This is a genomic window from Nocardiopsis mwathae (genome assembly GCF_014201195.1).
In the GTDB taxonomy this organism is placed as follows: domain Bacteria; phylum Actinomycetota; class Actinomycetes; order Streptosporangiales; family Streptosporangiaceae; genus Nocardiopsis_C; species Nocardiopsis_C mwathae.
In genome coordinates, this window is sequence record NZ_JACHDS010000001.1 from 2495100 (window position 1) to 2521466 (window position 26367).

Annotated in this window: 23 protein-coding genes; 8 read left to right on the forward strand and 15 right to left on the reverse strand. The window is 71.3% G+C overall.

The features are described from left to right. Nucleotides 1-82: 82 nt before the first annotated feature. The 6 genes from HNR23_RS10510 to HNR23_RS10535 form a co-directional block, all read right to left on the reverse strand. Nucleotides 83-967 carry a diacylglycerol/lipid kinase family protein gene (locus HNR23_RS10510; protein WP_184075401.1) on the reverse strand — a complete coding sequence of 295 codons (885 nt, stop codon included), beginning with the start codon at nt 965-967 and terminating at the stop codon, nt 83-85. A gap of 200 nt (nt 968-1167) precedes the next feature. Continuing rightward, nucleotides 1168-1587, reverse strand: coding sequence for a DUF397 domain-containing protein (locus HNR23_RS10515; RefSeq protein ID WP_184075402.1), 420 nt, complete (start codon nt 1585-1587; stop codon nt 1168-1170). 84 nt (nt 1588-1671) lie between these two features. Beyond that, a complete protein-coding gene (tatC, locus tag HNR23_RS10520; RefSeq protein WP_184080173.1) occupies nt 1672-2496 on the reverse strand; it encodes a twin-arginine translocase subunit TatC in 825 nt (274 codons plus the stop codon). 314 nt (nt 2497-2810) lie between these two features. After that, complete coding sequence (locus tag HNR23_RS10525; protein ID WP_184080174.1) at nt 2811-3158, reverse strand: twin-arginine translocase TatA/TatE family subunit; 348 nt, start codon at nt 3156-3158, stop codon at nt 2811-2813. 9 nt (nt 3159-3167) lie between these two features. Further along, nucleotides 3168-3419: a hypothetical protein gene (locus HNR23_RS10530; RefSeq protein ID WP_184075403.1), complete on the reverse strand. Its 252-nt coding sequence runs from the start codon at nt 3417-3419 to the stop codon at nt 3168-3170. A 162-nt stretch (nt 3420-3581) separates the two neighbouring features. Continuing rightward, nucleotides 3582-5579: a helix-turn-helix transcriptional regulator gene (locus HNR23_RS10535; protein WP_184075404.1), complete on the reverse strand. Its 1998-nt coding sequence runs from the start codon at nt 5577-5579 to the stop codon at nt 3582-3584. A gap of 85 nt (nt 5580-5664) precedes the next feature. Here HNR23_RS10535 and HNR23_RS10540 point away from each other — a divergent pair, with 85 nt between their 5' ends. Continuing rightward, a complete protein-coding gene (locus HNR23_RS10540) occupies nt 5665-6816 on the forward strand; it encodes a DUF3866 family protein (RefSeq protein ID WP_184075405.1) in 1152 nt (383 codons plus the stop codon). Between the two features lie 127 nt (nt 6817-6943). On the opposite strand, the gene HNR23_RS10545 is transcribed toward HNR23_RS10540, so the two are convergent. The 5 genes from HNR23_RS10545 to HNR23_RS10565 all read right to left on the reverse strand — a co-directional run bounded on the left by HNR23_RS10545 (nt 6944) and on the right by HNR23_RS10565 (nt 11897). Beyond that, nucleotides 6944-8044 carry an FKBP-type peptidyl-prolyl cis-trans isomerase gene (locus HNR23_RS10545; RefSeq protein ID WP_184075406.1) on the reverse strand — a complete coding sequence of 367 codons (1101 nt, stop codon included), beginning with the start codon at nt 8042-8044 and terminating at the stop codon, nt 6944-6946. Between the two features lie 118 nt (nt 8045-8162). Then, the gene (gene pafA / locus HNR23_RS10550) at nt 8163-9521 is read right to left on the reverse strand and encodes a Pup--protein ligase (protein ID WP_184075407.1); all 1359 of its coding nucleotides are present in this window, start codon (nt 9519-9521) and stop codon (nt 8163-8165) included. 225 nt (nt 9522-9746) lie between these two features. Then, nucleotides 9747-10505 (reverse strand): proteasome subunit alpha, encoded by a 759-nt coding sequence (gene prcA, locus HNR23_RS10555; RefSeq protein WP_184080175.1) that lies wholly within the window; start codon nt 10503-10505, stop codon nt 9747-9749. Nucleotides 10506-10584: 79 nt separating this feature from the next. Further along, nucleotides 10585-11430 carry a proteasome subunit beta gene (gene prcB, locus HNR23_RS10560; protein ID WP_184075408.1) on the reverse strand — a complete coding sequence of 282 codons (846 nt, stop codon included), beginning with the start codon at nt 11428-11430 and terminating at the stop codon, nt 10585-10587. Between the two features lie 263 nt (nt 11431-11693). Further along, nucleotides 11694-11897, reverse strand: a complete 204-nt coding sequence (locus HNR23_RS10565) for a ubiquitin-like protein Pup (protein WP_184075409.1) — start codon at nt 11895-11897, stop codon at nt 11694-11696. Between the two features lie 545 nt (nt 11898-12442). Between HNR23_RS10565 and HNR23_RS10570 the strand changes: the two genes are divergently transcribed. Continuing rightward, nucleotides 12443-13600: an alpha-lytic protease prodomain-containing protein gene (locus HNR23_RS10570; protein WP_184075410.1), complete on the forward strand. Its 1158-nt coding sequence runs from the start codon at nt 12443-12445 to the stop codon at nt 13598-13600. Nucleotides 13601-13754: 154 nt separating this feature from the next. On the opposite strand, the gene dop is transcribed toward HNR23_RS10570, so the two are convergent. The 3 genes from dop to HNR23_RS10585 form a co-directional block, all read right to left on the reverse strand. Continuing rightward, the gene (dop, locus tag HNR23_RS10575) at nt 13755-15275 is read right to left on the reverse strand and encodes a depupylase/deamidase Dop (RefSeq protein WP_343070511.1); all 1521 of its coding nucleotides are present in this window, start codon (nt 15273-15275) and stop codon (nt 13755-13757) included. Nucleotides 15276-15514: 239 nt separating this feature from the next. Further along, a complete protein-coding gene (arc, locus tag HNR23_RS10580; protein WP_184075411.1) occupies nt 15515-17281 on the reverse strand; it encodes a proteasome ATPase in 1767 nt (588 codons plus the stop codon). Nucleotides 17282-17522: 241 nt separating this feature from the next. Continuing rightward, nucleotides 17523-18482 (reverse strand): tRNA (adenine-N1)-methyltransferase, encoded by a 960-nt coding sequence (locus HNR23_RS10585; RefSeq protein ID WP_184075412.1) that lies wholly within the window; start codon nt 18480-18482, stop codon nt 17523-17525. Nucleotides 18483-18717: 235 nt separating this feature from the next. Here HNR23_RS10585 and ppgK point away from each other — a divergent pair, with 235 nt between their 5' ends. The 3 genes from ppgK (at nt 18718) to HNR23_RS10600 (ending at nt 21954) form a co-directional block, all read left to right on the forward strand. Beyond that, the gene (gene ppgK, locus HNR23_RS10590; RefSeq protein ID WP_184075413.1) at nt 18718-19500 is read left to right on the forward strand and encodes a polyphosphate--glucose phosphotransferase; all 783 of its coding nucleotides are present in this window, start codon (nt 18718-18720) and stop codon (nt 19498-19500) included. 530 nt (nt 19501-20030) lie between these two features. Further along, nucleotides 20031-21326 carry a helix-turn-helix domain-containing protein gene (locus HNR23_RS10595; protein WP_184075414.1) on the forward strand — a complete coding sequence of 432 codons (1296 nt, stop codon included), beginning with the start codon at nt 20031-20033 and terminating at the stop codon, nt 21324-21326. A gap of 154 nt (nt 21327-21480) precedes the next feature. Beyond that, complete coding sequence (locus HNR23_RS10600) at nt 21481-21954, forward strand: hypothetical protein (protein ID WP_184080177.1); 474 nt, start codon at nt 21481-21483, stop codon at nt 21952-21954. 82 nt (nt 21955-22036) lie between these two features. Here the strand turns inward: HNR23_RS10600 and HNR23_RS10605 are convergent, their stop codons facing one another. After that, a complete protein-coding gene (locus HNR23_RS10605) occupies nt 22037-23200 on the reverse strand; it encodes a site-2 protease family protein (protein ID WP_184075415.1) in 1164 nt (387 codons plus the stop codon). A 65-nt stretch (nt 23201-23265) separates the two neighbouring features. Here HNR23_RS10605 and HNR23_RS10610 point away from each other — a divergent pair, with 65 nt between their 5' ends. The 3 genes from HNR23_RS10610 (at nt 23266) to HNR23_RS10620 (ending at nt 26211) form a co-directional block, all read left to right on the forward strand. After that, the gene (locus tag HNR23_RS10610) at nt 23266-24114 is read left to right on the forward strand and encodes a RecB family exonuclease (RefSeq protein ID WP_184075416.1); all 849 of its coding nucleotides are present in this window, start codon (nt 23266-23268) and stop codon (nt 24112-24114) included. A 124-nt stretch (nt 24115-24238) separates the two neighbouring features. Beyond that, nucleotides 24239-25480: a sensor histidine kinase gene (locus HNR23_RS10615; protein ID WP_343070512.1), complete on the forward strand. Its 1242-nt coding sequence runs from the start codon at nt 24239-24241 to the stop codon at nt 25478-25480. 47 nt (nt 25481-25527) lie between these two features. Beyond that, entirely contained in the window at nt 25528-26211 is a 684-nt protein-coding gene (locus HNR23_RS10620; protein WP_184075417.1) for a response regulator, read from the forward strand. Nucleotides 26212-26367 lie beyond the last annotated feature (156 nt).

The following is a 26367-nucleotide window of genomic DNA, read 5'->3' on the forward strand; positions in this document are numbered from 1 at the left end:
CAGCCGGCCGGCGTGGTCCGCCGGTGACGGGCGCCCTACCGCCGGGCGGCGACGGGACCGGTCACGGAGGGGCTCCGGCCGGTCACCGCAGCACGCGCACCGATCCGGGCACCACCTCGCAGGTGACCGGCAGCTCACTCAGCCGCTCACCGTCGGCGTACCCGACCACCGGCCGGCCGGCGGGTCCGGCTGCGCTGATGGTGACGGTGCGCCCGCGCAGGACGGTGACCTCGTCCAGTCCGGTGTGGCTGCCGTCGAAGACCCGCGGGAAGAAGCGCAGGAACGACGCCCGGGGAACCGCGTGGACGAACACGACCTCCAGTCGGCCGTCGTCGGCCACCGCCTCCGGGCAGATGCGCATTCCGCCGCCGTAGGAGGTGGTGTTGCCGACCGCCACGAGCATCCCCTCGGCCTCCAGCCGCTGACCGTCGACCTCCACGGTGAAGGGGATCGGTGTGAACGACGACAGTTCGGCGGCGAGCCCGATGAGGTAGTTCGCCCGGCCCAGCCCGAACCGGAAGCCGTTCACCCGCTCGTTGACCCGCGAGTCGAAGCCGCAGGCGAGCACGCTCAGGTAGTGGCGGCCGCCGGCGCGCACGGTGTCGGCGTCGGCGGCGCCGCCGTCGAGGATCGCGGCGGCCGCGCCGGGGACGGTGCGGGGGACCTCGAAGGCGCGCGCGATGTCGTTGCCGGTTCCGGCCGGAACGATGCCGAGCGGGACATCGGTGCCCACGACGGCCTGCAGTGCGCCGTGGACGAGGCCGTCTCCGCCGACCACCGCCAGCGCGTCGGGTCCCGCCGCGACCGCCTCGCGGGCGAGCCGGACGCTATCGGCGGGGCTGCGGCCGATGTGGACGGTGACGTCGGCGCCGCGGCTCCGCAGCTCGCGCAGCAGGCGGGAGCCGACCACGGCGGAGCGGCCGCGGCCGGAAGCGGGGTTGACCAGGAGCGCGATCTGCTGAGCCATGGCGGTTCCGATCAGAGGTGTCACAGGGGCGTCGAGGACCCGGCCCGGGGCCGACCCACGGATGCCGCCGCCCAGCGGCCGCTTCCACCCACCGGCTCCGTTGCGGTACCTGCGTCCTCTATCTCTACCCGGCACGACCCGATCGGCGCTAGGGCATGCTCCACAGAACACGCCCCAAGGCGCGTTCCGCGGATCACGCTCTAGTCCGACGTCTCCGCCGGCTTCGCCGTGTCCTCTCCCCTGCCGGAGTCGGCGGAACCGGCGGTCCTGGTGTTGTTGGGTGAGGGGACCGCCGTCACGGGCACCTCGCCGCGCTGGATGGCCGCCTCCTCGGGCGTCAGATACTCCTCCGGGATGTCGAACTCGCCGTCTTTGGCGCCGAGCACGAACGCCTCCCACTCTGCGGGGGTGAAGAACAGGATGCCCTTCTCGGGGTTCTTTCCGTCGCGGACGGCACGGAAGCCGTCGTCGAACTTGGCGACCTCGACGATGGCGTCGGAGTCCTCACTGGACAGCGAGGATCGCATCCACACCGCGTCGGTGGTGTCGTGCCACTTCTCGTTGCCCATCGCCTCGGGCGGAAGCTCGCGCTCGGTCTGTCCGGCGGGCTTGTCGCTCATCGTGCTCGCCTCCTGCTTCTCGGAGTGTCTTCGGGCGGATTCCGCTGGGATCCGGCCGAAACCGGACCGGATCCGTGGAAGACCCTAGCGCTTCGGCACTCCCCGGGCGCCCTCTTCCTCATTCTCGCCCATGACGCCGTCCAGGTCGGAGATCTCGTCGTCGCCGAGGTCGGCCATGGGGTCGGCGGACCGGTTCCGCCGGTCGTTGATGTAGCAGAAGAGTTCCGCCAGCTCGAACAGGAGGATGATCGGGATCGCCAGCGCGAGCATGGAGATCGGCTCGGCCGGGGTGAGGACCGCGGCCAGCACGAACGAGAAGAAGATGATGACGCGGCGCCACTTGGCGATGGCCGCGTGCGGGAGCACGCCCATGAGGTTGAGCAGCGCCACCAGGAGCGGCAGCACGAACCCGACGCCGAACACCATCATCATCAGCAGCATGTAGCCGAGGTAGTTGTCGATGGTGATCATCGGCATCACATCGGCGGGCGCGAAGCCGAAGAGCACCTTCATCGCCAGCTCCGTGATGACGTAGGCGAGCGCGGCGCCGCAGAGGAACAGGATGACGGCCAGCGGCACGAAGACGTAGGTGAACTTCCGCTCCCGGCCGCGCATGGCCGGGGCGACGAAGGCCCAGATCTGGTAGAGCCAGAACGGGCTGGAGACCAGGATCCCGACGATCACCCAGACCTTGAACGCGACGAAGAACGCGTCGAAGACTCCGGTGAAGATGAGGTTGCAGGAGTCGCCGTCGACCGCCTGGGCCTCCGGCAGCGCGCAGTAGGGCGCCTTGAGGAACTCCCATACGGGCTTGTAGACCCAGTAGCCGAACGCGGTGCCGAGCGCGACGGCGATCATCGCCTTGACCAGTCGGTTGCGCAGTTCCCGCAGATGATCCATCAGCGGCATGCGCCCTTCCGGGTCCTTCATCCGCCGCTGTCGCCGCAGCTGCATCGCCCGTCTACGCTCCTCGAACCCTCAACACACGTGGTAACCGGCCCCACCCGCCGCACGCGGGCGCCGCCGGCCTTGGCTGGTCGCACTCTTCGGCCCTGGCGTTGGTCTCGGGAGAAGGCGCCGCCGCGGCGGCGCCTTCTCCCGAGACCAACGGGGGGTGTCAGGGATGGTGGGGGTGGATTCCGGTGCCGTGTTCACCGATTCCGGATCCGTCCCGCTGGACGGCGGCCGTTGCGGTCGGCCGTCCTGGTCGCTGCTCGTCGGTCCTAGTCGTTGTAGCTGCGGCGGACCGGTTCACCGTTCTCGTTCACGATCCGCTGGCCCGACGGAAGCTCCGGGTATCCGCCCGTGGCGGGCTGCGGACCGTTGCTCACCGGCCCCTGCTGGGGATCGTAGGCCTGCGGTGCGGGAGCCGCGGCCTGCTGACCCGGCTGCTGTGCGGACGCCGTCCGCTCACCCTGCTGATCGCCGGTGTCCTCGTCCATGAGGCCCTTGCTCTCGGCCTTGAGGATCCGGGCGCTGCGGCCCAGCGATCGGGCCAGCTCGGGCAGCTTCTTGGCACCGAACAGCACCAGTGCGATGAGCACCAGTAGTGCAATGGTCCTAGCATCCATCCCCATGGCTCAACCTCTCTTCGGGGCGCTACCTGCGCCATCGATGGTACGCGCAGTGCTCGCGTGCACCACGCGCACCTGCTCGCGGGCACGCTCGCCCGCGTCGCGCACTGCCGCGTAGCGGGGGGCGAGCTCGTCGCCGGTCCGCGCCAGCGCCGCACGCAGTCGCCGCATCTCCGTCAGCATCCGGACGACGAGGACCGCCACGACAGCCGTTCCGACCAGGGTCACCACCGCGAGGCCGACGAACACAAGCACCATTTCACCTTACTCCGTTACGTCCGAAATCCACCCGACACCCGGACGAACCCGGCATGGCCCCCGCCGGAACGCCCTGCCCCGCGCCCGTTCTGTGGTGTTCATCGCTTCCTCCTCCGATGATCTCGGGAGGAGGAGCGGAACGGCGACATCGCGGGTGCCGGGTCAGGGGTAGGCGGACAGGGCGCGCCGCGCGTCCTCGCGCACCCGCTCCGCCAGGTCGGCCGGGGCCACCACCCGAGCCTGCGGCCCCAGGCGCAGCGCAAGGCGGCATACCCAGGCCGGGGCCGGGGTCCGCAGGGTCGCCCGGAGCCGCCCGTCGGGCAGCTCCCGCACCGCCGAGCACAGGTAGTCCTCGGTCACCCAGCGGGCCGACGCGTCCAGGTCCAGCGTCACCCGCGCATCGTCGTCGGAGAGCTGCAGCACACCCCCGCTCAGGTCACGGCGGCGCGCCCGCGACGGCACCTCGGCCGGGTAGGGCAGCACCGTCAGGTCCAGCACCCGGTCGAGCCGGAACAGCCGCACGTCCTCGCGCAGGCGGCACCAGCCCTCCAGGAACGTGTGCCCGTCCTGCACCACCAGTCCCATCGGGTCGACGTCGCGCTCGGTCACCGCGTCCACATAGCCCGACAGGTAGCGCAGGTGCACCAGCTGGCCCGCCTTCAGCGCCTCGTCACAGCGGCGCTGCAGCTCGCGGACCTCCTCACTGAGCTCGATCCGCACCCCCACGGAGTCGACGAACCGGTCGGCGGCGGCCCCCGCGGCGGCACGCAGCTTCTCCCCGGCCCGCTTCAGCGCGTCGCTGCCGCCCATCCCCGGCAGCTCACCCAGCAGCTCGACCCCCACGACCAGGCTCGCCGCCTCGTCAGCGGTCAGGCGCAGCGGCTGGGCGATGGTGTCGGCGTTGCCGATGATGATCTCCCCGGTCGCCTCCGCCGCCTCCAGATCCACCTCGATCAGGTCGCCCGGCGTGTAGCCGGGCAGCCCGCACATCCACAGCAGGCTCAGGTCCTTGAGCACCTGGGCCTCTGTGAGTCCGAAGTGCTCGGCTACCTCGGGAACGCGCACATCGTGGCTGAGCGCGTAGGGCACCAGCATCAGCAGCCGGCGCAGCTGCTCGGCCGCCGAGCCCGTGCGGCGCGCCCCCGGCTCCGGCTCGGCGCCGCCCGGGGGCTCGGGCTGCGCCTCCGCGGGCTCCTGCCCGGCCACGGCCGACAGATGCCGCACCACCGCATCGCGCGCGTCCTCCGGCGCCTCGATGCGCACCCGGTCACCGAACCGGGCCACGGTGCCCACCAGCTGATCCAGGTCGGTGTAGGGGTAGTCCACCACGTCCCAGCGGTGGTGGCCCTGCTCGGCCGCGCCCGGGACGATGCGCAGGGCGCCGCGGCGCAGCTCGTGCCCGGAGTCGGCGTGCACACGCAGCCGCGCCACCCGCTCCGGCTCGGTCGGCTGGCCGCTGACCACCGACCGCACGTCCACTCCCTCGGGCACGCGCACCGGCGAGCCGCCGGCCAGCTGCCGTACCGGTCCGGTGATCCGGCCCAGCCGGAAGACGCGGCGGGCTTCGCGCTCCCGGTCATACCCGGCGACATACCAGTGGCCCCTGACGTTGACCACACCCCAGGGCTCCAGCTCCCGCCGGGCGGCGACCTGCTGCCCCGGCTTGCGGTAGTCGAACGCCACCGCACGGCCGTCCCGCACCGCCTGCCACATCGGCAGGAACGCCGGCTCGTCGGTGCCCAGGACCGGGGTGATCCCCGGCGCGGCGTCGGAGTCCACCGGGACCCCCGCCGCGCGTAGCTTCATGACCGCGTTCGCCGCCGCGTCGCCCAGCGCCGCGTGCCGCCACGCCCGCGCCGCCAGGCCGAGAACGGCCGCCTCGTCGGGAAGCAGCTCGATCTCCGGCAGTTCGTAGTCGGCCCGCGAGATGCGGTAGCCCTCCTCGTCGCTCCAGACGTCGCCGCCACCGGTCTCGATCGGGATGCCGCTCTCACGCAGCTCCTTCTTGTCCCGCTCGAACATCCGCTTGAACGCGGCGTCGCTCTCGGCCTCGGAGTACCCGGCGACCGTCGCCCGGATCTCCCGCGCGGTGAGGAACCGCCGCGTGGCCAGCAGGCAGATCACCAGGTTGAGCTGCCGTTCGGTCTTCCTCCGCGACATCGCCGCATCCTTTCTCCCGCGCCCGCAGGCCGTTCTCGCGCGTTGTCCCCGTACGCCTCTGGGGCATGACGGTACCGTGCCAAGCGTGATCAAATGGCGCGCAGGAGAAGTCACCGGTATCCGACGCACCTGGCCCGGGGCCGCCGAACTCGATGTCCGCATCACCGACGGCGACGCCACCAGCGACGACACCAGAGCAGCCGCGGACGAGGAGGGCGCTGAGATCCGGGAGGACATCGCACCGCGCACCTGCCGAGCGCTCGCCTACACCGACCTGGTCGGCCGCCCCGAGGTGGGTGACCGCGTCCTGCTCAACACCACGGCCCTGGACATGAGGCTGGGCACCGGCGGCTACGCCATGGTCATCGCACTGCCCGACCGCCTGCCGCCCGACCCGTCCCCCGCGCCGGGGCACCTGGTCAAAGCCCGCTACACGCCGCTGCAGACCACGGTACTCGGGGCCGACGAACAGGACTCGCCCCACCACGCCGCACTGCGCGACGCCGAGGGCATCGACGGCATGCCGGTGGTCACCGCCGACCTGCACTCGGCACTGCCCGCGATCCTCGCCGGAATCCACCACAGCCGCCCCGAAGCCCGCGTCGTCTACGTGATGCTCGACGGCGGCGCGCTGCCCGCCGCATTCTCCCGCTCCCTCGCCGACCTGCGCGCGGCCGGGCTGCTGGCGGCGACGGTCACGGTCGGCCAGGCGTTCGGCGGGGATCTGGAGACGGTGACCGTGCACACCGGGCTGCTGGCCGCCCGGCACATCCTCGGCGCCGACATCGCGATCGTGGCCCAGGGCCCCGGCAACCTCGGCACCGGCACACCGTGGGGTTTCTCCGGGGTCTCGACCGGTGAGGCGGTCAACGCCGCGGCCGTGCTCGGCGGCCATGCCGTCGCGTCCCTGCGCGTCAGCGAGGCCGACGCGCGCGAACGGCACCGGGGTGTCTCCCACCACAGCATCACCGCCTACGGGAGGGTGGCGCTGGCCCCGGCCGACGTCGTGGTCCCCCAGCTCCCGGGCGCGTTCGGCACGCGCGTACGCTCGGAGGCCGCCCCGCTGGCCGAGCGCCACCTGGTGGTCGAGGTCCCCATCGACGGCCTGAAACAGGCGCTGCACGACCTCCCCGTGCGCCTGTCCACCATGGGCCGCTCCCTGGACGCGGACGCGGCCTACTTCCTGACCGCGGCCGCAGCCGGACGCCACGCGGCCGGTCTCCTCGTGCCGCCCTGACCTCAGATCCGGTCCGGATGGCGGTTCAACGCCACGGAAGCGCGACGGCTCCCCGCGGGCGAACCGCGGGGAGCCGGCAGGAGAAGCTCGGTCGAGAGGAGTCGGCGCGCGGTCGGCGCGGAGCCGACTACCGGCCGCCGTCGTCCTCGTCGCTCTCGTCGTCGCTCTCGTCGTCGCCCTGCTCGTCGTCGCCCTTCTTGGCGTCGTCCGCGCCGTCCTCCGGCTCGGCCTGGGGCGGCGGGGTGCTGTCGACGGCGCCGAGGATGTCGACGACGAAGACGAGTGTGCCCGCGGGAGAGCCGGTCTGCGCGGCGTCCTTGCCGTAGGCGAGGTCCTCCGGGATCACCAGCATCACGCGGCTGCCGACCTTCTTGCCCTCCAGGCCCTGGTCCCAGCCCTTGATGACCTGCTCCAAGCCGATCGCGAAGGTGAAGGGGATGCCGCCGCGGTCCCAGGTGGAGTCGAAGACCTTGCCGTCGTCCCAGCGGGCGCCGGTGTACTGGACGACGACCTGCTGCTCCTTGGCGACCTCGGGGCCGTCGCCCTCGACGAGGTCGACCGTCTCCAGCTTCTTCGGCGGGTCGGTGTCCTCGGGGATGGTGATCTCGGGTTTGCCCGGCCCGGAGTCCGGCGATGTGGGCAGGCCGTCGCCACCGTCCGTGGTCTGCTTGCCCGGGACGACGTCGCCCTTGCCGTAGCGCTTCTCGACGTCGACGACCGACACCGAGTCGCCGGGCTCCGGCTCGGGCTGGCCCATCGCCGCCGCCTCGTCGGGGTCCTGGCCGGGGAAGACGAACACGACGCGGCTGCCGACCGGCTGGTTCACCAGGTCCTTGCGCAGCTCGTCGCTCATCTCCTCCATCTTGAGGAGCACCGGAGCACCGGCCTCATACGAGGACTGGGTCTGCTCCGCCTCCCCCTTGCCGGTCCACTGGTAGTCGACGATCTGGACTTGCAGGAGGTCGTCCTGGCGGATCAGCGCCCCCTCTCCGGGGCCCTTCTCGACCAGCCCGGACAGCTGCTCACCCGGGGGTGCCTTGTCCCCGAAGTCGACCTCGGGTGCCGTGCCGACCTCGCCGGTGACGGTGGGCAGCCGGGCGTCCTTCTGGTCGGCGTCCGACTGGAGGAAGGCGGGGGTCTTCCACTCCTCAGGGATCGACGCACAGCTGGTCATCGCCAGCAGCACGGCTGAGAACGGCACCGCAAGGGCGGCGGCACGTCGTCGCATAGGTCACTACCTCAATAATCCGGCTCGGGTCCCCGACACACTATCGAAAGGGCAATAGTGCCGTCTCCGGGTGAGAGCCCGGTAAGAGGCGGGCGTCCCCGACCGCCCGCCGAGGGGATCACATCCCGGCGATGAGCTTCTCCACGCGCTCGTCCACCGCCTTGAACGGGTCCTTGCACAACACGGTGCGCTGCGCCTGGTCGTTGAGCTTGAGGTGGACCCAGTCGACGGTGAAGTCGCGCCGCTTCTCCTGTGCCCGGCGGATGAACTCGCCGCGCAGCCGCGCCCGGGTGGTCTGGGGCGGGATCGACTTGGCGGCGAAGATCTTCAGGTCGCCGATCACGCGGTCCATCTGGCCCTTGCGCTGCAGCAGGTAGAACAGGCCGCGGTCGCGGTGGATGTCGTGGTAGGTCAGGTCCAGCTGGGCGACGCGCGGCGACGACAGCGACAGGCCGTGCTTGGCGCGGTAACGCTCCAGCAGCTTGTACTTGGCGACCCAGTCGATCTCGCGCGACACCAGGTCGAGGTTCTGCGTCTCGACCGCTTCCAGAGTGCGCTGCCACAGTTCCAGCACCCGCTTGCCGGTGGCGTCGGTGCCGTTGCGGTCGACGTAGACCTGCACCTTCTCCAGGTACTCGCGCTGGATCTCCAGTGCGCTGGCCTCGCGCCCGTTGGCCAGCCGCACCTTGCGCCGACCGGTCATGTCGTGGCTGACCTCGCGGATCGCCCGGATGGGGTTCTCCAGGGTGTAGTCGCGCATGACCACACCGGTCTCGATCATCCGCAGCACAAGGTCGGTGGAGGCGAGCTTGAGCAGCGTGGTGGTCTCGCTCATGTTGGAGTCGCCGACGATGACGTGCAGCCGCCGGAAGCGCTCGGCGTCGGCGTGCGGCTCGTCGCGGGTGTTGATGATCGGCCGGGAGCGCGTGGTCGCCGAGGACACGCCCTCCCAGATGTGCTCGGCGCGCTGGCTCACGCAGTACAGCGCGCCGCGCGGCGTCTGCAGCACCTTCCCGGCGCCGCAGACGATCTGCCGTGTCACCAGGAACGGGATGAGGATGTCGGCGAGCCGGCCGAACTCGCCGTGCCGCCCGACGAGGTAGTTCTCGTGGCAGCCGTAGGAGTTGCCCGCGGAGTCCGTGTTGTTCTTGAAGAGGTAGATCTCGCCCGCGATCCCCTCTTCGTGCAGCCGCTGCTCGGCGTCGACCTGCAGGCCCTCCAGGATCCGCTCCCCGGCCTTGTCGTGGGCGACGAGGTCGGCGAGGTCGTCGCACTCGGGGGTGGCGTACTCCGGGTGGCTGCCGACGTCCAGGTAGAGGCGCGCTCCGTTGCGGAGGAAGACGTTGCTGCTGCGTCCCCAGGAGACGACCCGCCGGAACAGGTAGCGCGCCACCTCGTCCGGGGACAGCCGCCGCTGCCCGCGGAAGGTGCAGGTGACGCCGTACTCGTTCTCCAAGCCAAAGATCCGACGTTCCATGCGGTCTCACCCGTCTCCCGTCCATGGCCACAGCGGTCGGCGAACGCCGCGGTAGCGCAACGACTCCACCCTATTTATCGGCCGCGGAGCGGCCCCGGAAACGACCGGTGGGCGAGCTCCGTGCGGACGGACTCGGGTCCGCGGGACGGGCTGTGGTCCCCGTCCCCGCCGACCCGGCGTCCGTCAGTGCCCGTCACCGCCCGTCCGGTGTCCGTGCAGTGTCCGTCAGGAGGCGTCGCCCTCCCCGGACGCCTCGGTGGTACCGGAGGAGCCGCCCTTCTCCGCCTCCTGGGCGGCGTGGCCCTCGTCGATGAGGCGGGTCAGCCGCTCCCCCTGGATCCGGCGGAACTTGCGGTGCTCGCGCGCCCGCTCCAGGATCGCGACCTCCAGGCTCCCGGCCTCCAGTTCGCGCTGCTCGCCGTTCTCGTGCTTGAGCGCCTGCATCGCCGAGACCAGGGCGGTGGACAGCGGCGCGCCCTTGTCGAATCGCTCCTTGAGCGCGCTGCTGACCCGGTCGGCCGAGCCGCCCATGGCCAAGAACCCGCGCTCGTCGACGACCGAGCCGTCGAAGGTGATGCGGTAGATCTGGTCGCTTTCGGAGTCGTCGCCCACCTCGGCGACGACGATCTCCACCTCGGCCGGCTTGTTGCTCTCGCTGAACACCGACCCCAGCACCTGGGCGTAGGTGTTGGCCAACTGGCGGCCGTTGACATCGCTGCGGTCGTAGGCGTAGCCGCGCACGTCGGCGAAGCGGACGCCCATCAGGCGCAGGTTCTCGAACTCGTTGTACCGGCCGACTGCGGCGAACGCGATGCGGTCGTAGAGCTCGCTGATCTTGTGCAGGGTCCGGGACATGTTGTCCGCCACGAACAGGATGCCGCCGTCGTACTGCAGTACCACGGCGCTGCGGCCACGCGCGATTCCCTTGCGCGCGTAGTCCGCCTTGTCCTTCATGCTCTGTTCGGGCGAGACGTAGAACGGCATCGTCACCGCAGATCGTTCCTTTGCTCAGGTCGTCGGGGTCGGGGCGCCGGTGCGCCGCCGGCGGTTCGGCGTCGGGGCATCAGCGCAGCGGCGCGGTCGGTCCGTCGGGGTGCTCCGCGCGCCCCTCGACGACCCGTGTGGCCAGTCGCTCGATTTCGTCGGCCGGGAGCCGCGCGTGGCCGTCCTCGGTGATCACGTCGACCAGGGGGTAGATCTTGCGGTGCACGTCCGGCCCGCCGGTTGCGGCGTCGTCGTCGGCGGCGTCGTACAGCGACTGGATCGCCGCGTAGACGGCGTCCTCCTGGCTGTAGTCCTCGCGGTAGAGCTTCTTCAGCGAGCCCTTGGCGTACACGGAGCCGGACCCGATGGAGTGGTAGCGGTGCTCCTCGTAGCGGCCGCCGACGGGGTCGTAGCTGAAGATCCGCCCCTCCCCGCATGCCTGGTCGTAGCCGACGAGCAGCGGGACCACGACGAATCCCTGCAGCGCCATCCCGAGGTTGCCGCGGATCATGGTGGCCAGGCGGTTGGCCTTGCCCTCCAGGGAGAGGGAGCGGCCCTCCATCTTCTCGTAGTGCTCCAGCTCGACCTGGAACAGCTTGGCCAGCTCGATGCCGATGCCCGCCGCCCCGGCGATCGCCACGGCGGAGAACTCGTCGCTGCGGAAGAGCTTGTCCATATCGCGGTTGGCGATGACGTTGCCCGAGGTGGCCCTGCGGTCACCGGCCAGCACCACGCCTCCGGGATAGGTCAGCGCGACGATGGTGGTGGCGTCCGGCGTGAGATGCGAACCGGTGCCCTGGGGAAGCTCCCGCCGCCCCGGCAGCAGGTCGGGGGCGACCTGGCCGAGGAACTCGGAGAAGGAGGAGGTTCCCGGATTCATGAACGCGGCGGGCAACCGTCCACCGAACTCGAACGCTTCAGACACGCGACTCCCTTCCGTCGCGTCCCGCCCGTCGACCGGGGGCAGGCGGGGCGCATGGGGTATTTCCATCTACCGTTGACCCTACTGACGCCGTGGCACCGGCGTGCGTGCGGATCTTGACTTCCGCTGTCAGCGAACCGGATCGGGCCTGCGGTGCGCCGGTGCCCCCGCCGCGCTCGGCGCGGATCGGCCGACCCACCCGGACCGACCGGCCGCCCGTACCGGCGCCGTACCGGCGCCGTGGCGGCGATGGACGCCGACGGCGCCTACTCTCCGCCCTTCTGCACGAACTGCCGCACGAAGTCCTCGCTGTTGGCCTCCAGGACCTCGTCGATCTCGTCGAGGATGTCGTCGACCTCCTCGTCCAGCTTCTCGTTGCGCTCCTGGACGTCGGTGCCGGCCTCGACCTCTTCGACGTCCTCGTCGCGCCGGCTCGCGTGCTTCTGCCCGCCGGTGTCCTTCGTCGCCATCGGATCAACCTCCTCGATCGCGGGACTCTCGCCCTTATCTTGGCCCAACGGGCCCCGACTCAACCTTGATCGTGATGCCCGTTGTGTGCACGTTACCCATTGGAATCCCGTACATCCGTACGAACACCGATGCCCCGGGCGAGATTCCGCACCCCGGCGGGACGGACAGCGATCGATCCCACACTCCGGACATCCGACACTGGCCGCATCCGGCCAGTTTGCAAGGGTTGAAATCGCAACGAATGTCAGCGTTTGACCCCATACGTTCGTATGACCGCTGGTCGTCGCACATGCCCTCACCAGTGGTTTTCATGCTGAGATGGGATGAACGGATCGTCCTCTCATATTCATAATTTTTGTTTCCTTTTCAACCCTGTTGTTGAAGCGTCCACCGTCTTATAGTCCCAATCGCCTACCGAATACCCGGTAGGCGCGCGCCGGTGACCCTCCCACAAGGACGGTCCCCGACGTCAGGTTCGACGCCACATCGCCGGCAACGGCGTCGGCCCTGCCTTGTTCAACCAGACCAGCAAGGAGCAGGGAACGTGCGAACATCCCCCATCTTCAGCGCACTGGGCGCGACAGCCCTCACCCTCGGCCTCATCGCCTCCCCCGCGGCGGCGTCCGCCGAAGCCTCCACTGACTCCCCCGACACCGCCCCCCGCGGTGGCGACACCCAGAGCGAAGCACTGATGAACGACCTCGGCCTGTCCTCCCTCGCCGAGGCCCAGAAGCTGATGGCCGACGAGGCCGAGGCCCGCGACCTCGAAGACACCGTCCGGGAGAAGGCCGGCGACGCGTTCGGCGGCGCCGTCTTCGACCAGGACAGCGGCAAGCTGACGGTCTCGGTGACCGACGCCTCCGCCGCCAAGGGGCTGGAAGCGCTCGGCGTGGAGACCCGCGTGGTCGCGCACGGCGAGGACGCCCTCGACGAGGTCGTCGAGGAGCTCAACGACGCCGAGTCCGCTGCCTCCGACGCGGTGACCGGCTGGTACGCCGACCTGCAGGACGACAGCGTCGTCATCACGGTGCTGCCCGGCGAGACCAAGTCGGCCCACGAGCTCATCGCCGCCGCCGACGTCGACGCCGACACCGTGCGCGTCGAGGAGAGCGACGAGCGGCCCGAGACCTACGCCAACATCGTCGGCGGCGTCGCCTACCACTTCGGCGGGCGCTGCTCGGTCGGCCACGCCGCCGTCGACAGCCAGGGACGCCCCGGGTTCACCACCGCCGGGCACTGCGGGCGCGTGGGCACCAACATCACGCTGGGCAACGGCCGGGGCGTCGTCGCCAACAGCATCTTCCCCAACCGTGACATGGCCTTCGTCCGGGCGACCTCGAACCTGACCCCGACCCCGCTGGTGTCGCGGTACCAGGCCGGTGGGACCGTGCGGGTGACCGGCCACCGGGAGGCCAACATCGGCGCCTCCATCTGCCGCTCCGGCTCCACCACCGGCTGGCGCTGCGGCACCATCCAGGCCAAGAACCAGACGGTCCGCTACTCGCAGGGCGCGGTCCACGGGATGACCCGGACCAACGCGTGCGCCGAGCCCGGTGACTCCGGCGGCTCCTGGGTCAGCGGTGACCAGGCCCAGGGCATGACCTCCGGCGGCTCGGGCAACTGCCGGACCGGCGGCGTCGTCTTCTACCAGCCGCTGAACCCGACCCTGTCGCAGTTCAACCTGCGCCTCTTCACCGGCTGACCCGACCGATCGCACCCGATCGGGGTGATCGCCCCCTCCCCCGGGTCCGGTCGCGCACCGGCCCGGGGCCTTCGGCCCCTCCAGGGGACAGGCCCCGCCGACCGCCGCCACGGCGGTCGGCGGGGCTCGGCCTCATCGATTCGTGGGCCGCCCCTCAGCGGCGGCCGCCGGTGAGCACGGCGACCAGGTCGGCGGCCGTCGGGCAGCGGTCCAGGAGCGCCCCCACGTGCTCCTTGGTGCCGCGCAGCGGCTCCAAGGTCGGGACGCGCTGGAGGGAGTCGTAGCCCGGCAGGTCGAAGATGACCGAGTCCCAGGAGGCCGCCGCCACCGAGTCCGCGTACTGGGCCAGGCAGCGGCCGCGGAAGTAGGCCCGGGTGTCCTCCGGCGGCTCGGTGATGGAGCGCTCCACATCGGCGTCGTCGAGCAGGCGCTCCATCCGTCCGCGCGCCGCCAGCCGGTTGTACAGGCCCCGCTCCGGGCGCACGTCGGAGTACTGCAGGTCGACGAGCTCCAGCCGGTGGTGGCCCCAGTCCAGGCCGTCGCGGCTGCGGTAGCCCTCCAGCAGCTTGAGCTTGGCCACCCAGTCGAGCTCCTCGGCCAGCTGCATGGGGTCCTCGGTCAGCCGGTCGAGGGTCGACTCCCAGCGGTCGAGCACGTCGGCGGTGTCGGCGTCGACGTCGGTGCCGTAGCGGTCCTGGACGTACTTGCGGGCCTGGTCGAGGTACTCGCGCTGGATCTGGACGGCGGTCATCCGGCGGCCGTCGCGCAGCCGCGCGGTGTGCGTGAGCCCGGGGTCGTGGGAGAAGGCGCGCAGGTCGGCGACGGGGGTGTCCAGGGTCAGGTCGACGCTGATGAACCCGTCCTCGATCATGGCGAGCACGATGGAGGTGGTGCCGAGCTTGAGGTAGGTGGAGACCTCGCTCATGTTGGCGTCGCCGATGATCACGTGCAGGCGGCGGTACTTGTCGGGGTCGGCGTGCGGCTCGTCGCGCGTGTTGATGATGGGGCGCTTCAGGGTGGTCTCCAGGCCCACCTCGACCTCGAAGAAGTCGGCGCGCTGGCTGATCTGGAAGCCGTTGTCGCGGCCGTCGGCGCCGATACCCACACGCCCGGCCCCGCAGATGACCTGGCGGGAGACGAAGAAGGGGATGAGGTGCCGGACGATGTCGCCGAACGCGGTGGCCCGGCGCATCAGGTAGTTCTCGTGGCAGCCGTAGGAGGCGCCCTTGTTGTCGGTGTTGTTCTTGTAGAGCTGGATGGGGTCGACCCCGGGGATGGCGCCGGCCCGCCGGGCGGCGTCGGCCATCACCCGCTCGCCGGCCTTGTCCCACAGCACGGCGTCGAGGGGGTTGGTGACCTCGGGCGCGGAGTACTCGGGGTGGGCGTGGTCGACGTACAACCGCGCGCCGTTGGTGAGGATGACGTTGGCCAGCCCGAGATCCTCATCGGTCAGCTGGGTGGGGTCGGCCACCTCCCGAGCCAGGTCGAAGCCGCGCGCGTCGCGCAGCGGATTCTCCTCCTCGAAGTCCCACCGGGCCTTGCGGGCCCGGGCGGCAGAGGCCGCCAGGTAGGCGTTGACCACCTGCGTAGAGGACACCATCGCGTTGGCTCCGGGATTGCCGGGTACGGAGATGCCGTACTCGGTCTCGATGCCCATTATCCGCCGAACACTCATGATGAGAGGTTATCCACCGTCGGGTCATCTTGAACTCCGCGTAGCGAATTGTGGCCCAACGGCCGCCTTCTTATGCGACTTATGGCACCCGGGTGCCCGGTGGGAAAGGAGATGTCGCACCCCGCCCGACCCGGGTGGCCGCGTGTCGCTTCCCGGCCGCGGTTCGGCGCGCCGAACCGCGGATCCGCGGGCACGCCAGCAGCCCGCCGGGGGCTCCGGCGGGCTGCTGCGCCGCGTCGTTACAGGTACTGGCCGGTGTTGGCCACCGTGTCGATGGACCGGCCGGAATCCGCGCCCTTCTTGCCGGACACCAGGGTCCGGATGTAGACGATGCGCTCGCCCTTCTTACCGGAGATGCGCGCCCAGTCGTCGGGGTTGGTGGTGTTGGGCAGGTCCTCGTTCTCGCTGAACTCGTCCACGCAGGCCTGCATGAGGTGGGAGACCCGCAGGCCCTTGGCCTGGTGGTCGATGAAGTCCTTGATCGCCATCTTCTTGGCCCGGTCGACGATGTTCTCGATCATCGCGCCGGAGTTGAAGTCCTTGAAGTACAGGACCTCCTTGTCACCGTTGGCGTAGGTGACCTCCAGGAAGCGGTTCTCCTCGGTCTCGGTGTACATCCGCTCGACCACGCGCTGGATCATCGCGTCGACCGTCGCGGAGGTCGACCCGCCGTGCTCGGCCAGGTCGTCCTCGTGGAGGGGCAGCGTGGTGGTGATGTACTTGGAGAAGATGTCGCGCGCGGCCTCGGCGTCGGGCCGCTCGATCTTGATCTTGACATCGAGGCGGCCGGGCCGCAGGATCGCCGGGTCGATCATGTCCTCGCGGTTGGAGGCACCGATGACGATGACGTTCTCCAGGCCCTCCACACCGTCGATCTCGCTGAGCAGCTGGGGGACGATGGTGTTCTCGACATCGCTGGACACACCCGACCCGCGGGTACGGAAGATGGAGTCCATCTCGTCGAAGAACACGATGACCGGCGTGCCCTCGCCGGCCTTCTCACGGGCACGCTGGAAGACCAGGCGGATGTGCCGCTCGGTCTCGCCCACGTACTTGTTGAGCAGCTCGGGACCCTTGATGTTGAGGAAGAAGCTCTTGCCGACGTCGTGGCCGGTCTTCTCCGCGACCTGCTTGGCCAGCGAGTTGGCGACGGCCTTGGCGATGAGGGTCTTGCCGCAGCCGGGGGGACCGTAGAGCAGCACGCCCTTGGGCGGGCGCAGCTGGTGCTCGTAGAAGAGGTCCTTGTGCAGGTAGGGCAGCTCGACGGCGTCGCGGATCATCTCGATCTGGCCGCTGAGCCCGCCGATGTCGGTGTAGGAGATGTCGGGGACCTCTTCGAGGATGAGCTCCTCGACCTCCGACTTGGGGATGCGCTCGTAGACGTAGCCGGACCGCGGCTCCAGCAGCAGGGAGTCGCCCGGACGGACCGGTTCGTCGCGCAGCGGCTCGGCGAGCCGGACGATCCGCTCCTCGTCGTGGTTGGAGATCACCAGAGCACGGTCGCCCTCAAGGAACTCCTTGAGCATGACGACCTCGCCCACGGTCTCGAACGACTGCGCCTCGACGACGTTGAAGGCCTCGTTGAGCATGACCTCCTGGCCGGGGCGCAGCTCCTCGATGTCGACCGAGGGGCTGACGTTCACGCGCATCTTGCGGCCGTTGGTGAAGATCTCGACCGTCTCGTCGTCGCGCGTCTCCAGGAAGATCCCGAACCCGGACGGCGGCTGCGCGAGCCGGTCGACCTCCTCCTTCAGCGCCACGATCTGGTCGCGCGCTTCCTTCAGGGTCGCCACAAGGCGTTCGTTCTGACCGTTGGCCGCGGCGAGGTTCGCCTGCGCCTCGCGGAGCCGGTCTTCCAACAGCCGCACGTGGCGGGGGGAGTCCGCGAGCTTGCGCCGGACTACGCTGAGTTCCTTTTCCAAATAGGAGACCTGAGCGGTGAGTTCCGCGACTTCACGGTCGCGCTCCGTCTGACGCTCGTCGTCGCGTTCGGCCACGTCCGCCACCTCCCTATGAAGAGGACGACTACTCGGAACCCTACCTACCCGTGGACTGTTCCTAACCTCCGGCGTCCGGCCAGTGTGGAAGGCCTCACTTTTTGATCTTGTAAACCCCTAGGTCACCCTGGTAAGTCCGCGCGCGCCGTAATGAGAAAGTAACGTTCGCACCCAGGTCCGCGGCCTGATCCGGCCACCGGAGCGCGGCCGCGGCGCCGAGGCCGCGGCCGCGCGCGCCGGACGGCTCCGCCTACTCGACGTCGCCGCCCCGCCCGTCGGCGACGGTCTCCGCGCCCTCCCCCGCCTCCGCGTCGGCCGACGCGCCGCCCTGACGGGCGCCGCGTGCCTTCCGGTAGTCCTCGCCGTAGGCGCCCTTGGCCGGCCGGCGCCGACGGTCCGGCGCCTCCGCCCCGTCGGCCAGGCGGCGGGCGGTCACCAGGAAGCCGGTGTGGCCGATCATCTTGTGGTCCGGGCGCACGGCCAGCCCCTCCACGTGCCAGTTGCGCATCATGGTCTCCCAGGCGTGCGGCTCGTAGAAGGCCCCGTGCTCGCGCAGCTCCTCCACGACACGCGAGAGCTGCGTGGTGGTGGCGACGTAGGCGCACAGCACGCCGCCGGGGATGAGCGCCTCGGCGACGGCGTCCAGGCACTCCCACGGCGCGAGCATGTCCAGGATGACCCGGTCGACGTCGGTGTCGGCGATCGACTCGGCCAGGTCGCCGACGGTGAGATTCCAGGCCGGGTGCGGGCCGCCGAAGTAGCGCTCCACGTTGTTGCGGGCGATCTCGGCGAAGTCCTCGCGGCGCTCGTAGGAGGAGACCATGCCGTCCTCGCCGACGGCGCGCAGCAGCCAGCACGACAGCGACCCCGACCCGGCGCCGGCCTCGATGACCCGGGCGCCGCGGAAGATGTCGGCCTGCGCGACGATCTGCGCGGCGTCCTTCGGGTAGACGATGGTGGCGCCGCGCTTCATCGACAGTGTGAAGTCGCTGAGCAGCGGGCGCAGCGCGACGTAGGCGGTCCCGGAGGTGGAGCGCACCACGCTGCCCTCGGGCCTGCCGATCAGGTCGTCGTGGTCCAACCGCCCCCGGTGGGTGTGGAACGCCGTGCCGGCGCGCAGGATGATGGTGTGCATCCGCCCCTTGGGGTCGGTCAACTGCACGCTGTCGCCGTCTTCGAAGGGTCCGCGGCGGCCGTGGATGCCGGTCACTGGTGCTCGTCTCTCCCACGTCGTGGATCGTCTGGTCAGGGCAGTCGTCCAGGGTATCCGCCGTTTCCCCGCACCCGCGCCATGTACGGGCCGCCGGAGGATCACCGTGCGGCCGGATCCGGCCGCACGGTGATCCTCCGGCAGGATCGGGAAGGGAAGAGGGAGGAAGACCGGGCTCCGCGGCCGCGGGGCCGGCGCAGCGCGTCGGGTCGCACGGGGGAAAGGGCGGTAGACGATGACGGGCCACGTGCCCCGGGTCGGGCTGGGGATCGACATCGGTGGGAGCGGCATCAAGGGCGCCCCGGTGGATCTGGACACCGGTGGGTTCGTGGTGGACCGGGTGAAGATCGCGACGCCGCGGCCCGCGACCCCCGAGGCGGTGGCCAAGGTCGTCGCCGAGATCGCCGCGTCGTTCCCGCAGCACGTCGCGGCGGACCGCCCACTGGGGGCCACCTTCCCCGCGGTGGTCCGGCACGGGGTCGCCCTCAGCGCGGCCAACGTGGACGCCTCGTGGATCGGCGTGAACGTGGAGCACCTGCTGAGCGAGGTGACGGGGCGGCGCGTGCGCGTGGTCAACGACGCCGACGCCGCGGCCGTGGCCGAGCACCGCTACGGGGCGGCGCGCGACACCGAGGGTGTCGTGCTGCTGACGACGCTGGGTACCGGGATCGGCACGGCGCTGCTGGTGGACGGCCGCCTGGTGCCCAACACCGAGTTCGGCCACCTGGAGATCGACGGGCAGGACGCCGAGACCCGGGCGGCCTCCAGCGCCAAGGACCGCGATGGCCTCACCTATGCCGAATGGGCCACCGAGCGCCTGCAGCGCTACTACTCGGTGGTCGAGGACCTGCTGTCGCCGGACCTGATCGTGGTCGGCGGCGGGGTCAGCCGCAAGGCCGACAGGTTCCTGCCACTGCTGCACCTGCGCGCACCGATCGTGGCGGCGCGGCTGCGCAACACGGCGGGCATCGTCGGCGCGGCCGTGCTCGCCGCCGAGCGGTTCGGCGACGGCGGCTGACGCCCCGGCGACGGAGCCGGACCGGCCGCGGACCGCACACGGGGCCTGGGGCGTGTTCGGCGGTGTCCTTCCCCATCGCCGGGGCGCGGGTCGGGCCGAGGTAGAGGGGTCCCCGGCCCGCCACGGCACCGACCGCGGACGTCCCCGGTGCGGGCGGCAGCACGGCGCGCTGGATGCGGCATGCGGGACCGAAGACGATCGCGTCGGCCGCCCCGATGACCCCGTCCATTCCGCGCCTCCGGCCCGCAGGAGCACAGCTCGACCGTGAGACCGCCGAGCACCCGGAGCCGGCCCCGCCTCGGCGTCCGAGGCGGGGCCGCGCCCGACCGCACCGGGCGTGCCCTGCGGAGAGGCTCAACGGTCATCGGCGCTCCGACTCCGAACCGAGATCGACTCGATCCCCCGGTGACGTCCGCCCCTCAACTGTGCACCGGAACCCCGCCCCCGAGCCGCCGCTATGCGCCCCGCGCATTGCCCCATTTTTCCTCCTCATAGCCACGGAGGGGGGTGCACCCGCCTAATCTAGGCTCATGCCTCAGCGTGACGGCGTACTCGCGCCGGAGTTCTGGTCCCGCTCCGCACTGGCCACCGCGCTGGCCACATGCGACATGGCGGTCATCGTCGAGGAGGTCCGGCTCGCCCGCGGATGGTCCCAGGGTGAGCTGGCACGGGTCGTGGGCTACTCGCAGAGCTGGGTCTCCCGCGTGGTCAACGGGCAGCAGTCGCTGACCGTCGACCAGGTCCGCGAGATCGCGGAGCGGCTCGACGTCCCCATCCACTTGCTCCGGTTCACGCGCAAGGCTGCATCGGGGAGGGGGGCGGATCCGACGAGACGCAGAGACTTCGGGCGGGTCGTCGCCGCCACGGCGGTGACACTGCCCGCCATGGCGGCGGGCCCGACGGCGCCCGCCGCGCCTTGGCCCGATATCGACCTCGGCGAGAACACCGCGGCCGCGCTGCGCGCCATCACCGGCGCCCAGCGGCGGCTCGACGCCGCGGCCCCCGCCCGCGACCTGGCCGGAGCGGCAGGCTCCCACCTGGACCTGATCACCCGCACCCTGGAGCGGGCCGAGCACACGCCCTTCGCGCCGCAGATCGCCGCGGCGGCGAGCGAGGCCGCGGGGTTCACCGCCTGGCTCCACACCGACATGGGCGACGCCGGGACCGCGCGCCGCCACTACCGCGCCGCCATCGTCCACGCCCGGCACTCCGACGACCGCCTGCTGACCGCCTACATGATCGGCAGCCTCGCCGCGTTCGAGATCGACACCGGCGATCCCGAGCTGGGGCTGGCCCTGACCCGAGAGGCCGGGCGGCAGCTCGGCCCCGACGCCCACCCCACCGCCTGCGCCTGGCTGGCATGCGTACGTGCGCTGGGCCGCTCCGCGCTCGGAGCGGCCTCGGCGGCCTCCCGCGACATCGCCGCGGCCGAGGCAGGGGTGGACCGGGTCGACAACAGCGACCCGCCCTGGCCCTGGGTGTTCGCCTTCGACCACGCCAAGGTCGCCGGCTACCGGGCGCTGGCGGGGGTGCGGCTGCGCCGTCCGCACGAGGCGCGTGCGGCCTTCGGCGAGGCTTTCGGCGGTGCCCGGCCCACGGGCAAGCAGGGTGCGGTGCTGCAGGTCGAGCTCGCGTCGGCGCACGCCGACGCCGGGGACGTCGACGAGGCCTTCCGCCTGGCCGCCGAGGCGCTCGGCACCGGAGTGCGGATGCACTCCGAGCGGGTGATCGGCCGGGTCCGCCGGTTCCGCCGCGCCTACCGCGGTCCGTGTGCCCGCAGCGTGCGGGAGTTCGACGCGCAGCTCACCGGCCTGCTCTCGGCCTAGCGACGGGTTCCGTCGGCCGCCGGGCCGGCCTTCGCGGCCGCTTCCTCTCCGGGGCGCGACGCCACCGTGTGCGAGGTTGAAGTAGAAACCGTTGAACAGGCGGGTAGTTCCCCTTCACACGGCACCGGACTCCGGGGAGGGGTTCACGATGACCTTGCGACGCATCGCCATCACGGGTCACCGGGGGCTTCCCCCGGACGTGGCGCAGGCCGTCGACACCGCGCTGCGCGACCACCTCGCGCCGTTCGACGGGGACATGGTGGGGATGTCCTGCCTGGCCGACGGTGCCGATGCGATCTTCGCCCGCGCGGTCGTGGACGCGGGGGCACCGCTGGAGGTGGTCGTCCCGGCCGAGGCCTACCGCGATGCCCTGCCGGCCGAGCACCACCCCGAGTACGACGCGCTGCTGCGACGGGCGGTGCTGGTGCACCGCCTCCCCCACCTGGAGTCGACGCCCGAGGCGCACATGGACGCGGGGCGCCACATGGTGGACCACTGCGACGAGCTGGTGGCGGTCTGGGACGGCGGGCCGTCACGCGGTGAGGGCGGAACCGCCGACGTCGTCGGCTACGCCAACGCCCAGGAGTGCCCGGTAGTGGTGGTCTGGCCCCAGGGCGCCCGACGGTGATGCCTGCCTTCCCGGGACGACCCCGGACACCGATCGGGCGAAACGGACACCGTGCGACGTGTGCCCGTCACCGTCGTCGGGGTCAGCGCCGGAAGGCGGCCTCCACGTCGCGGACGCGCAGCACCCCGTGGACCGAGCCGTCCTCCTCGACCAGCAGGTAGTCGGGAACCGGGTGGCGGCGCAGCTCACCCAGCAGCTCCTCGCCGTCCAGATCGGCGCCGATGACCGAGGCGGAGGTGATCGCGCGCGCGACGCTGGCCACCGGCACCCAGGGAAGGCGCGTGTCGGGGACGGCGGCGGCGGCGTCCTCGTCGACGATCGAGGTGGGGGTGCCCGCGGCGTCGACGACCAGGATCGCCCCGGCGTCGGCCTCCTGCATCCGGCGCCGCGCTTCGGCCAGCGGGGTGTCGGCCGCCACCGCGACGGGGCGCCGGGCCAGCAGCCGGGCGCGCAGCCGCGGGATGCGTTCGCGGAGCCGTGCCGTGCGCAGCGCCGATCCGGCGCCCATCCAGATGAAGGCGCCCAGCAGGACGCCCCACAGCACCGCGAACACGCTCGGGGTGGTCTGCTGCCACCAGGCGAAGAGGAACGGCAGGCTCACGACGACCGCGGCGAGCAGCCGGCCGCCCCACGCCGCGACCACGGTTCCGGCGGTGGGCCGACGCGTCGCCTGCCACACGGCGGCGCGCACCAGCCGCCCGCCGTCCAGCGGCAGCCCCGGCAGCAGGTTGAACAGGCCGACCAGCAGGTTGGCGACCCACAGCTGCCACAGCAGCACACCGACGATGGTGAACGGGTCGACCAGGCCGTAGGCGACGTAGCCGAGCCCCGCCAGCACCAGCGACAGCAGCGGCCCGGAGAAGGCGACCCAGAACTCCTGGCGCGCGGTGGGCGCCTCGCGCTCGATCTCGGAGACGCCGCCGAGCATGTAGAGGGTGATCCGGCGGACCGGCAGCCCGTACATGCGGGCGACCACGGAGTGCGCCAGCTCGTGCACGAGCACCGAGGCGTACAGCAGCACCGCGAAGACGAAGGCCACCGCGTAGGAGAGCCCGCCCAGCGCCAGGGTGCGGTCGACCACCGGCTGGTAGAGCACGGTGATGATCACGGCGATGACGATCCACGAGGGGGTCACGTAGACGGGGATGCCGAAGGGCCGTCCCATGAGCAGCCCCGCGCTGCGGGCGGAGGGGCGGGAGCCGTTCTCCGGCGGGGTGGGGGTCGTCGCACTGCCGTGTTCGGTCACGCTGCCCAGGCTACGCGGTGCGCGCGTGCCCCGCGCCCGGGCGCTCCCGCATAGGCTGGTGCGCCATGGACGCCCCGCACTCCGCACCGCTCGTCGCCGCCCTGTCCCCGTCGCGCGCCGCCGACTTCCTGCAGTGCCCGCTGCTGTTCCGGTTCCGCGTCATCGACCGGCTCCCGGAGAAGCCGAGCGCCGCGGCGCTGCGCGGCACACTCGTCCACTCCGTGCTGGAGCGGCTCTTCGAACTGCCCGCCGAGACCCGCACGCCGCGAACCGCCCTGTCGCTGGTGCGGCCGCAGTGGGAGCGACTGCGCGGGCAGCGCCCCGAGAGCGGCGAGCTGTTCTCCTCCGATGAGGAGACCGAGGCGTGGCTGCAGGAGGCGGGCACGCTGCTGAACCGCTACTTCGAGATGGAGCGGCCCGAGCTGCTGGAGCCGCGCGAGCGCGAGCTGCGCCTGGAGGTCACCCTGGAGTCGGGGCTGCGGCTGCGCGGCTACGTCGACCGCCTGGACGTGGCGCCCACCGGCCAGATCCGCGTCGTGGACTACAAGACCGGCAAGACCCCGAAACCGCGCTTCGAGGACAAGGCGAAGTTCCAGATCTTCTTCTACGCCGTGATGCTCTGGCGCGAACTCGGCGAGATCCCCACCCGCCTGCAGCTGATGTACCTGGGCGACGGCGGCGTGCGCTGGTATGAGCCGACGCGGGAGGAGCTGCTGGCCGCCGAGGCGGAGATCCTGACCATCTGGCGCGAGATCGAGACGACCGCCCGGTCGGGGCTGTGGGCCCCGCGGCGCAGCAAGCTGTGCGGCTGGTGCGACCACCGGGACGTGTGCCCGGAGTTCGGCGGCACACCCCCGCCGCTGCCGACGGCCCCGGCCGGCTCCGCGGCTCCCGCGCCTCAACCGCCGCCGTAGGCCACCCGTCGCAGAGGGTGGCCCGGGAGCACGGAGTGTGAGGGGACTTCATCCTGGCGTAGGAGGCCAATATCCCCCGGCCGGAGGTCGGTCCGACCCCGGGACCGCGTCTAGCGTGGGAGGGGTGACCGACCCGACGCCCCCGCACCCCGCACCCACGCTGCCGTGGGACCGCTGGCGTCCGGTGTCCCGTGAGCGCGGAACCGACATCGTCATCGTGCTCATCCTCATCATGCTCAACACCGCCATCCTGCCGCTGGTGGTGGCGGACCCCGAGATCGCCCACTACTGGCCGCACCGCACCGGCGGCCTGATCACGGGGGCCGTGCTGGCGGCGGTGCTGCTGGTCCGCCGCAGCCATCCGCTGCTCGCGATGTCGATCCTGATCGTCGGCGGCATCGGCGCCGACTACGCGGGGATGTTCGCCTGGGGGTCGGCCACCCCCGGCCTCGCGGTGGCCGTGTACTCGACCTCGCGCTACCAGGAGCTGAGTCGCGCGCTGCTGAGCCCCGTACTGGGGGTGGCGCTCTACCTGGTGGCCATCGGGCTCACGCCGATGGAATCGCTGACGATCCCGGTGTGGATCGACTTCGCGTTCTACATGAGCATCCTGGTGGCGGTCTGGTGGCTGGGGCGGCTGGTCCGCATGCGTGTCGACGACATGCGGGAGCTCAAGGCCCGGGCCGAGCGGCTGGAGCGGGCGCGCGACGCCCACACCCGCGCGGTGCTCGCCGAGGAGCGCTCCCGCATCGCCCGCGAGCTGCACGACGTCGTCGCCCACCACATCAGCGTGATGACCGTTCAGGCCACCGCCGGGCAGCGGGTGATGGAGCGCTCCCCGAGCCGCGCGCGCCAGGCCCTGATCGACATCGAGGAGACCGGGCGGCTGGCGCTGTCGGAGATGCGCAGGATCGTCGGTGTGCTGCGGACGCCCACGGACGAGGCCGACCGTTCGCCGCGGCCGGGCGTCGACGGGCTGCGCGACCTGGTCAAGCAGGTACGCGAGATGGGCATGGAGGTCGAGCTGGGCATCGAGGGCGAGCTGCCCGACCTGGCTCCGGGGCTGGACCTCACCCTGTACCGGGTGGTGCAGGAGTCGCTGACCAACGTGCTCAAGCACGCCGGGGAGCAGGCCGCGGCGACCGTGTCGCTCGTCTTCGAGCGGCGCACCGTCACCGTGACCGTCACCGACGACGGGGCGGGGCCCGCGCCCGACGAGCGCACCGCCGACGAACCCGGGCACGGCCTGGTGGGGATGCGCGAGCGGGTCGCGCTGTACGGCGGGGAGCTGCGCGCCGGCCCCCGCCCCGGCGGCGGGTTCGAGGTGCGCGCCCGGGTGCCCGTCGAGGCCGGATCCGGTCGTTGACCGGTCCCGGGGTCCGCACCCCTCGGGTGATCGGGAACAATCATCACATGCCCATCAGTGTCCTGCTCGTCGACGACCAGCCGCTTCTCCGCACCGGTTTCCGGCTCATCCTCGAATCCGAACCCGAGATCTCCGTCGTCGGCGAAGCCTCCGACGGCCACGAGGCCGTCGCCGCGGCCAAGCGGCTGCTACCCGACGTGGTCCTGATGGACATCCGGATGCCCGGCAAGGACGGCATCGACGCCACCCGGGAGATCCTGCGCTGGTCGCACGAGACCGGGCGGGAGATCCGCGTGCTCGTGCTGACCACCTTCGACCTGGACGAGTACGTTGTGGAGGCGCTGCGGGCCGGGGCCAGCGGATTCCTACTCAAGGACGTGCCGCCGGACGACCTGGTGGGCGCGATCCGGGTGGTGTCCGACGGCGCCGCGATCGTCGCCCCGACGATCACCCGGCGACTGCTGGACCGCTTCGCCGACAAGCTGCCCTCGACGCGGGAGCAGCCCGCCCCGCGGCTGGACCACCTGACCGAGCGCGAGCGCGAGGTGCTGCGCCTGCTCGCCCGCGGCCTGTCCAACGCGGAGATCGCCCGCCGCCTGGTCGTCAGCGAGACAACGGTGAAGACGCACGTGGGCAACGTTTTGACCAAGCTCGATCTGCGCGACCGGGTCCAGGCCGTCGTCCACGCCTACGAGACCGGGATCATCCGCCCAGGTGAGAGCGATGACTGAGGGAGCGGCGGCGGTGGCGTCACCGGGCTGTTCGGATAGCCTGTGATACCGGGCCCGCAACCCGTCCACCGCCGCGCGGCGCGACGGCATCCCGATCACCGGGCGCCGGTTCTTCCACCGCATCCACATCCACGCACACACCGCGATACGACGTCC

Bases quoted from the DNA above. Each gene is read 5' to 3' on its own strand.
- HNR23_RS10510 (WP_184075401.1), bottom strand. From the start codon at position 967: ATGGCTCAGCAGATCGCGCTCCTGGTCAACCCCGCTTCCGGCCGCGGC.
- HNR23_RS10515 (WP_184075402.1), bottom strand. From the start codon at position 1,587: ATGAGCGACAAGCCCGCCGGACAGACCGAGCGCGAGCTTCCGCCCGAG.
- tatC (WP_184080173.1), bottom strand. From the start codon at position 2,496: ATGCCGCTGATGGATCATCTGCGGGAACTGCGCAACCGACTGGTCAAG.
- HNR23_RS10525 (WP_184080174.1), bottom strand. From the start codon at position 3,158: ATGGATGCTAGGACCATTGCACTACTGGTGCTCATCGCACTGGTGCTG.
- HNR23_RS10530 (WP_184075403.1), bottom strand. From the start codon at position 3,419: ATGGTGCTTGTGTTCGTCGGCCTCGCGGTGGTGACCCTGGTCGGAACG.
- HNR23_RS10535 (WP_184075404.1), bottom strand. From the start codon at position 5,579: ATGTCGCGGAGGAAGACCGAACGGCAGCTCAACCTGGTGATCTGCCTG.
- HNR23_RS10545 (WP_184075406.1), bottom strand. From the start codon at position 8,044: ATGCGACGACGTGCCGCCGCCCTTGCGGTGCCGTTCTCAGCCGTGCTG.
- pafA (WP_184075407.1), bottom strand. From the start codon at position 9,521: ATGGAACGTCGGATCTTTGGCTTGGAGAACGAGTACGGCGTCACCTGC.
- prcA (WP_184080175.1), bottom strand. From the start codon at position 10,505: ATGCCGTTCTACGTCTCGCCCGAACAGAGCATGAAGGACAAGGCGGAC.
- HNR23_RS10565 (WP_184075409.1), bottom strand. From the start codon at position 11,897: ATGGCGACGAAGGACACCGGCGGGCAGAAGCACGCGAGCCGGCGCGAC.
- dop (WP_343070511.1), bottom strand. From the start codon at position 15,275: ATGAGTGTTCGGCGGATAATGGGCATCGAGACCGAGTACGGCATCTCC.
- ppgK (WP_184075413.1), top strand. From the start codon at position 18,718: ATGACGGGCCACGTGCCCCGGGTCGGGCTGGGGATCGACATCGGTGGG.
- HNR23_RS10595 (WP_184075414.1), top strand. From the start codon at position 20,031: ATGCCTCAGCGTGACGGCGTACTCGCGCCGGAGTTCTGGTCCCGCTCC.
- HNR23_RS10610 (WP_184075416.1), top strand. From the start codon at position 23,266: ATGGACGCCCCGCACTCCGCACCGCTCGTCGCCGCCCTGTCCCCGTCG.
- HNR23_RS10620 (WP_184075417.1), top strand. From the start codon at position 25,528: ATGCCCATCAGTGTCCTGCTCGTCGACGACCAGCCGCTTCTCCGCACC.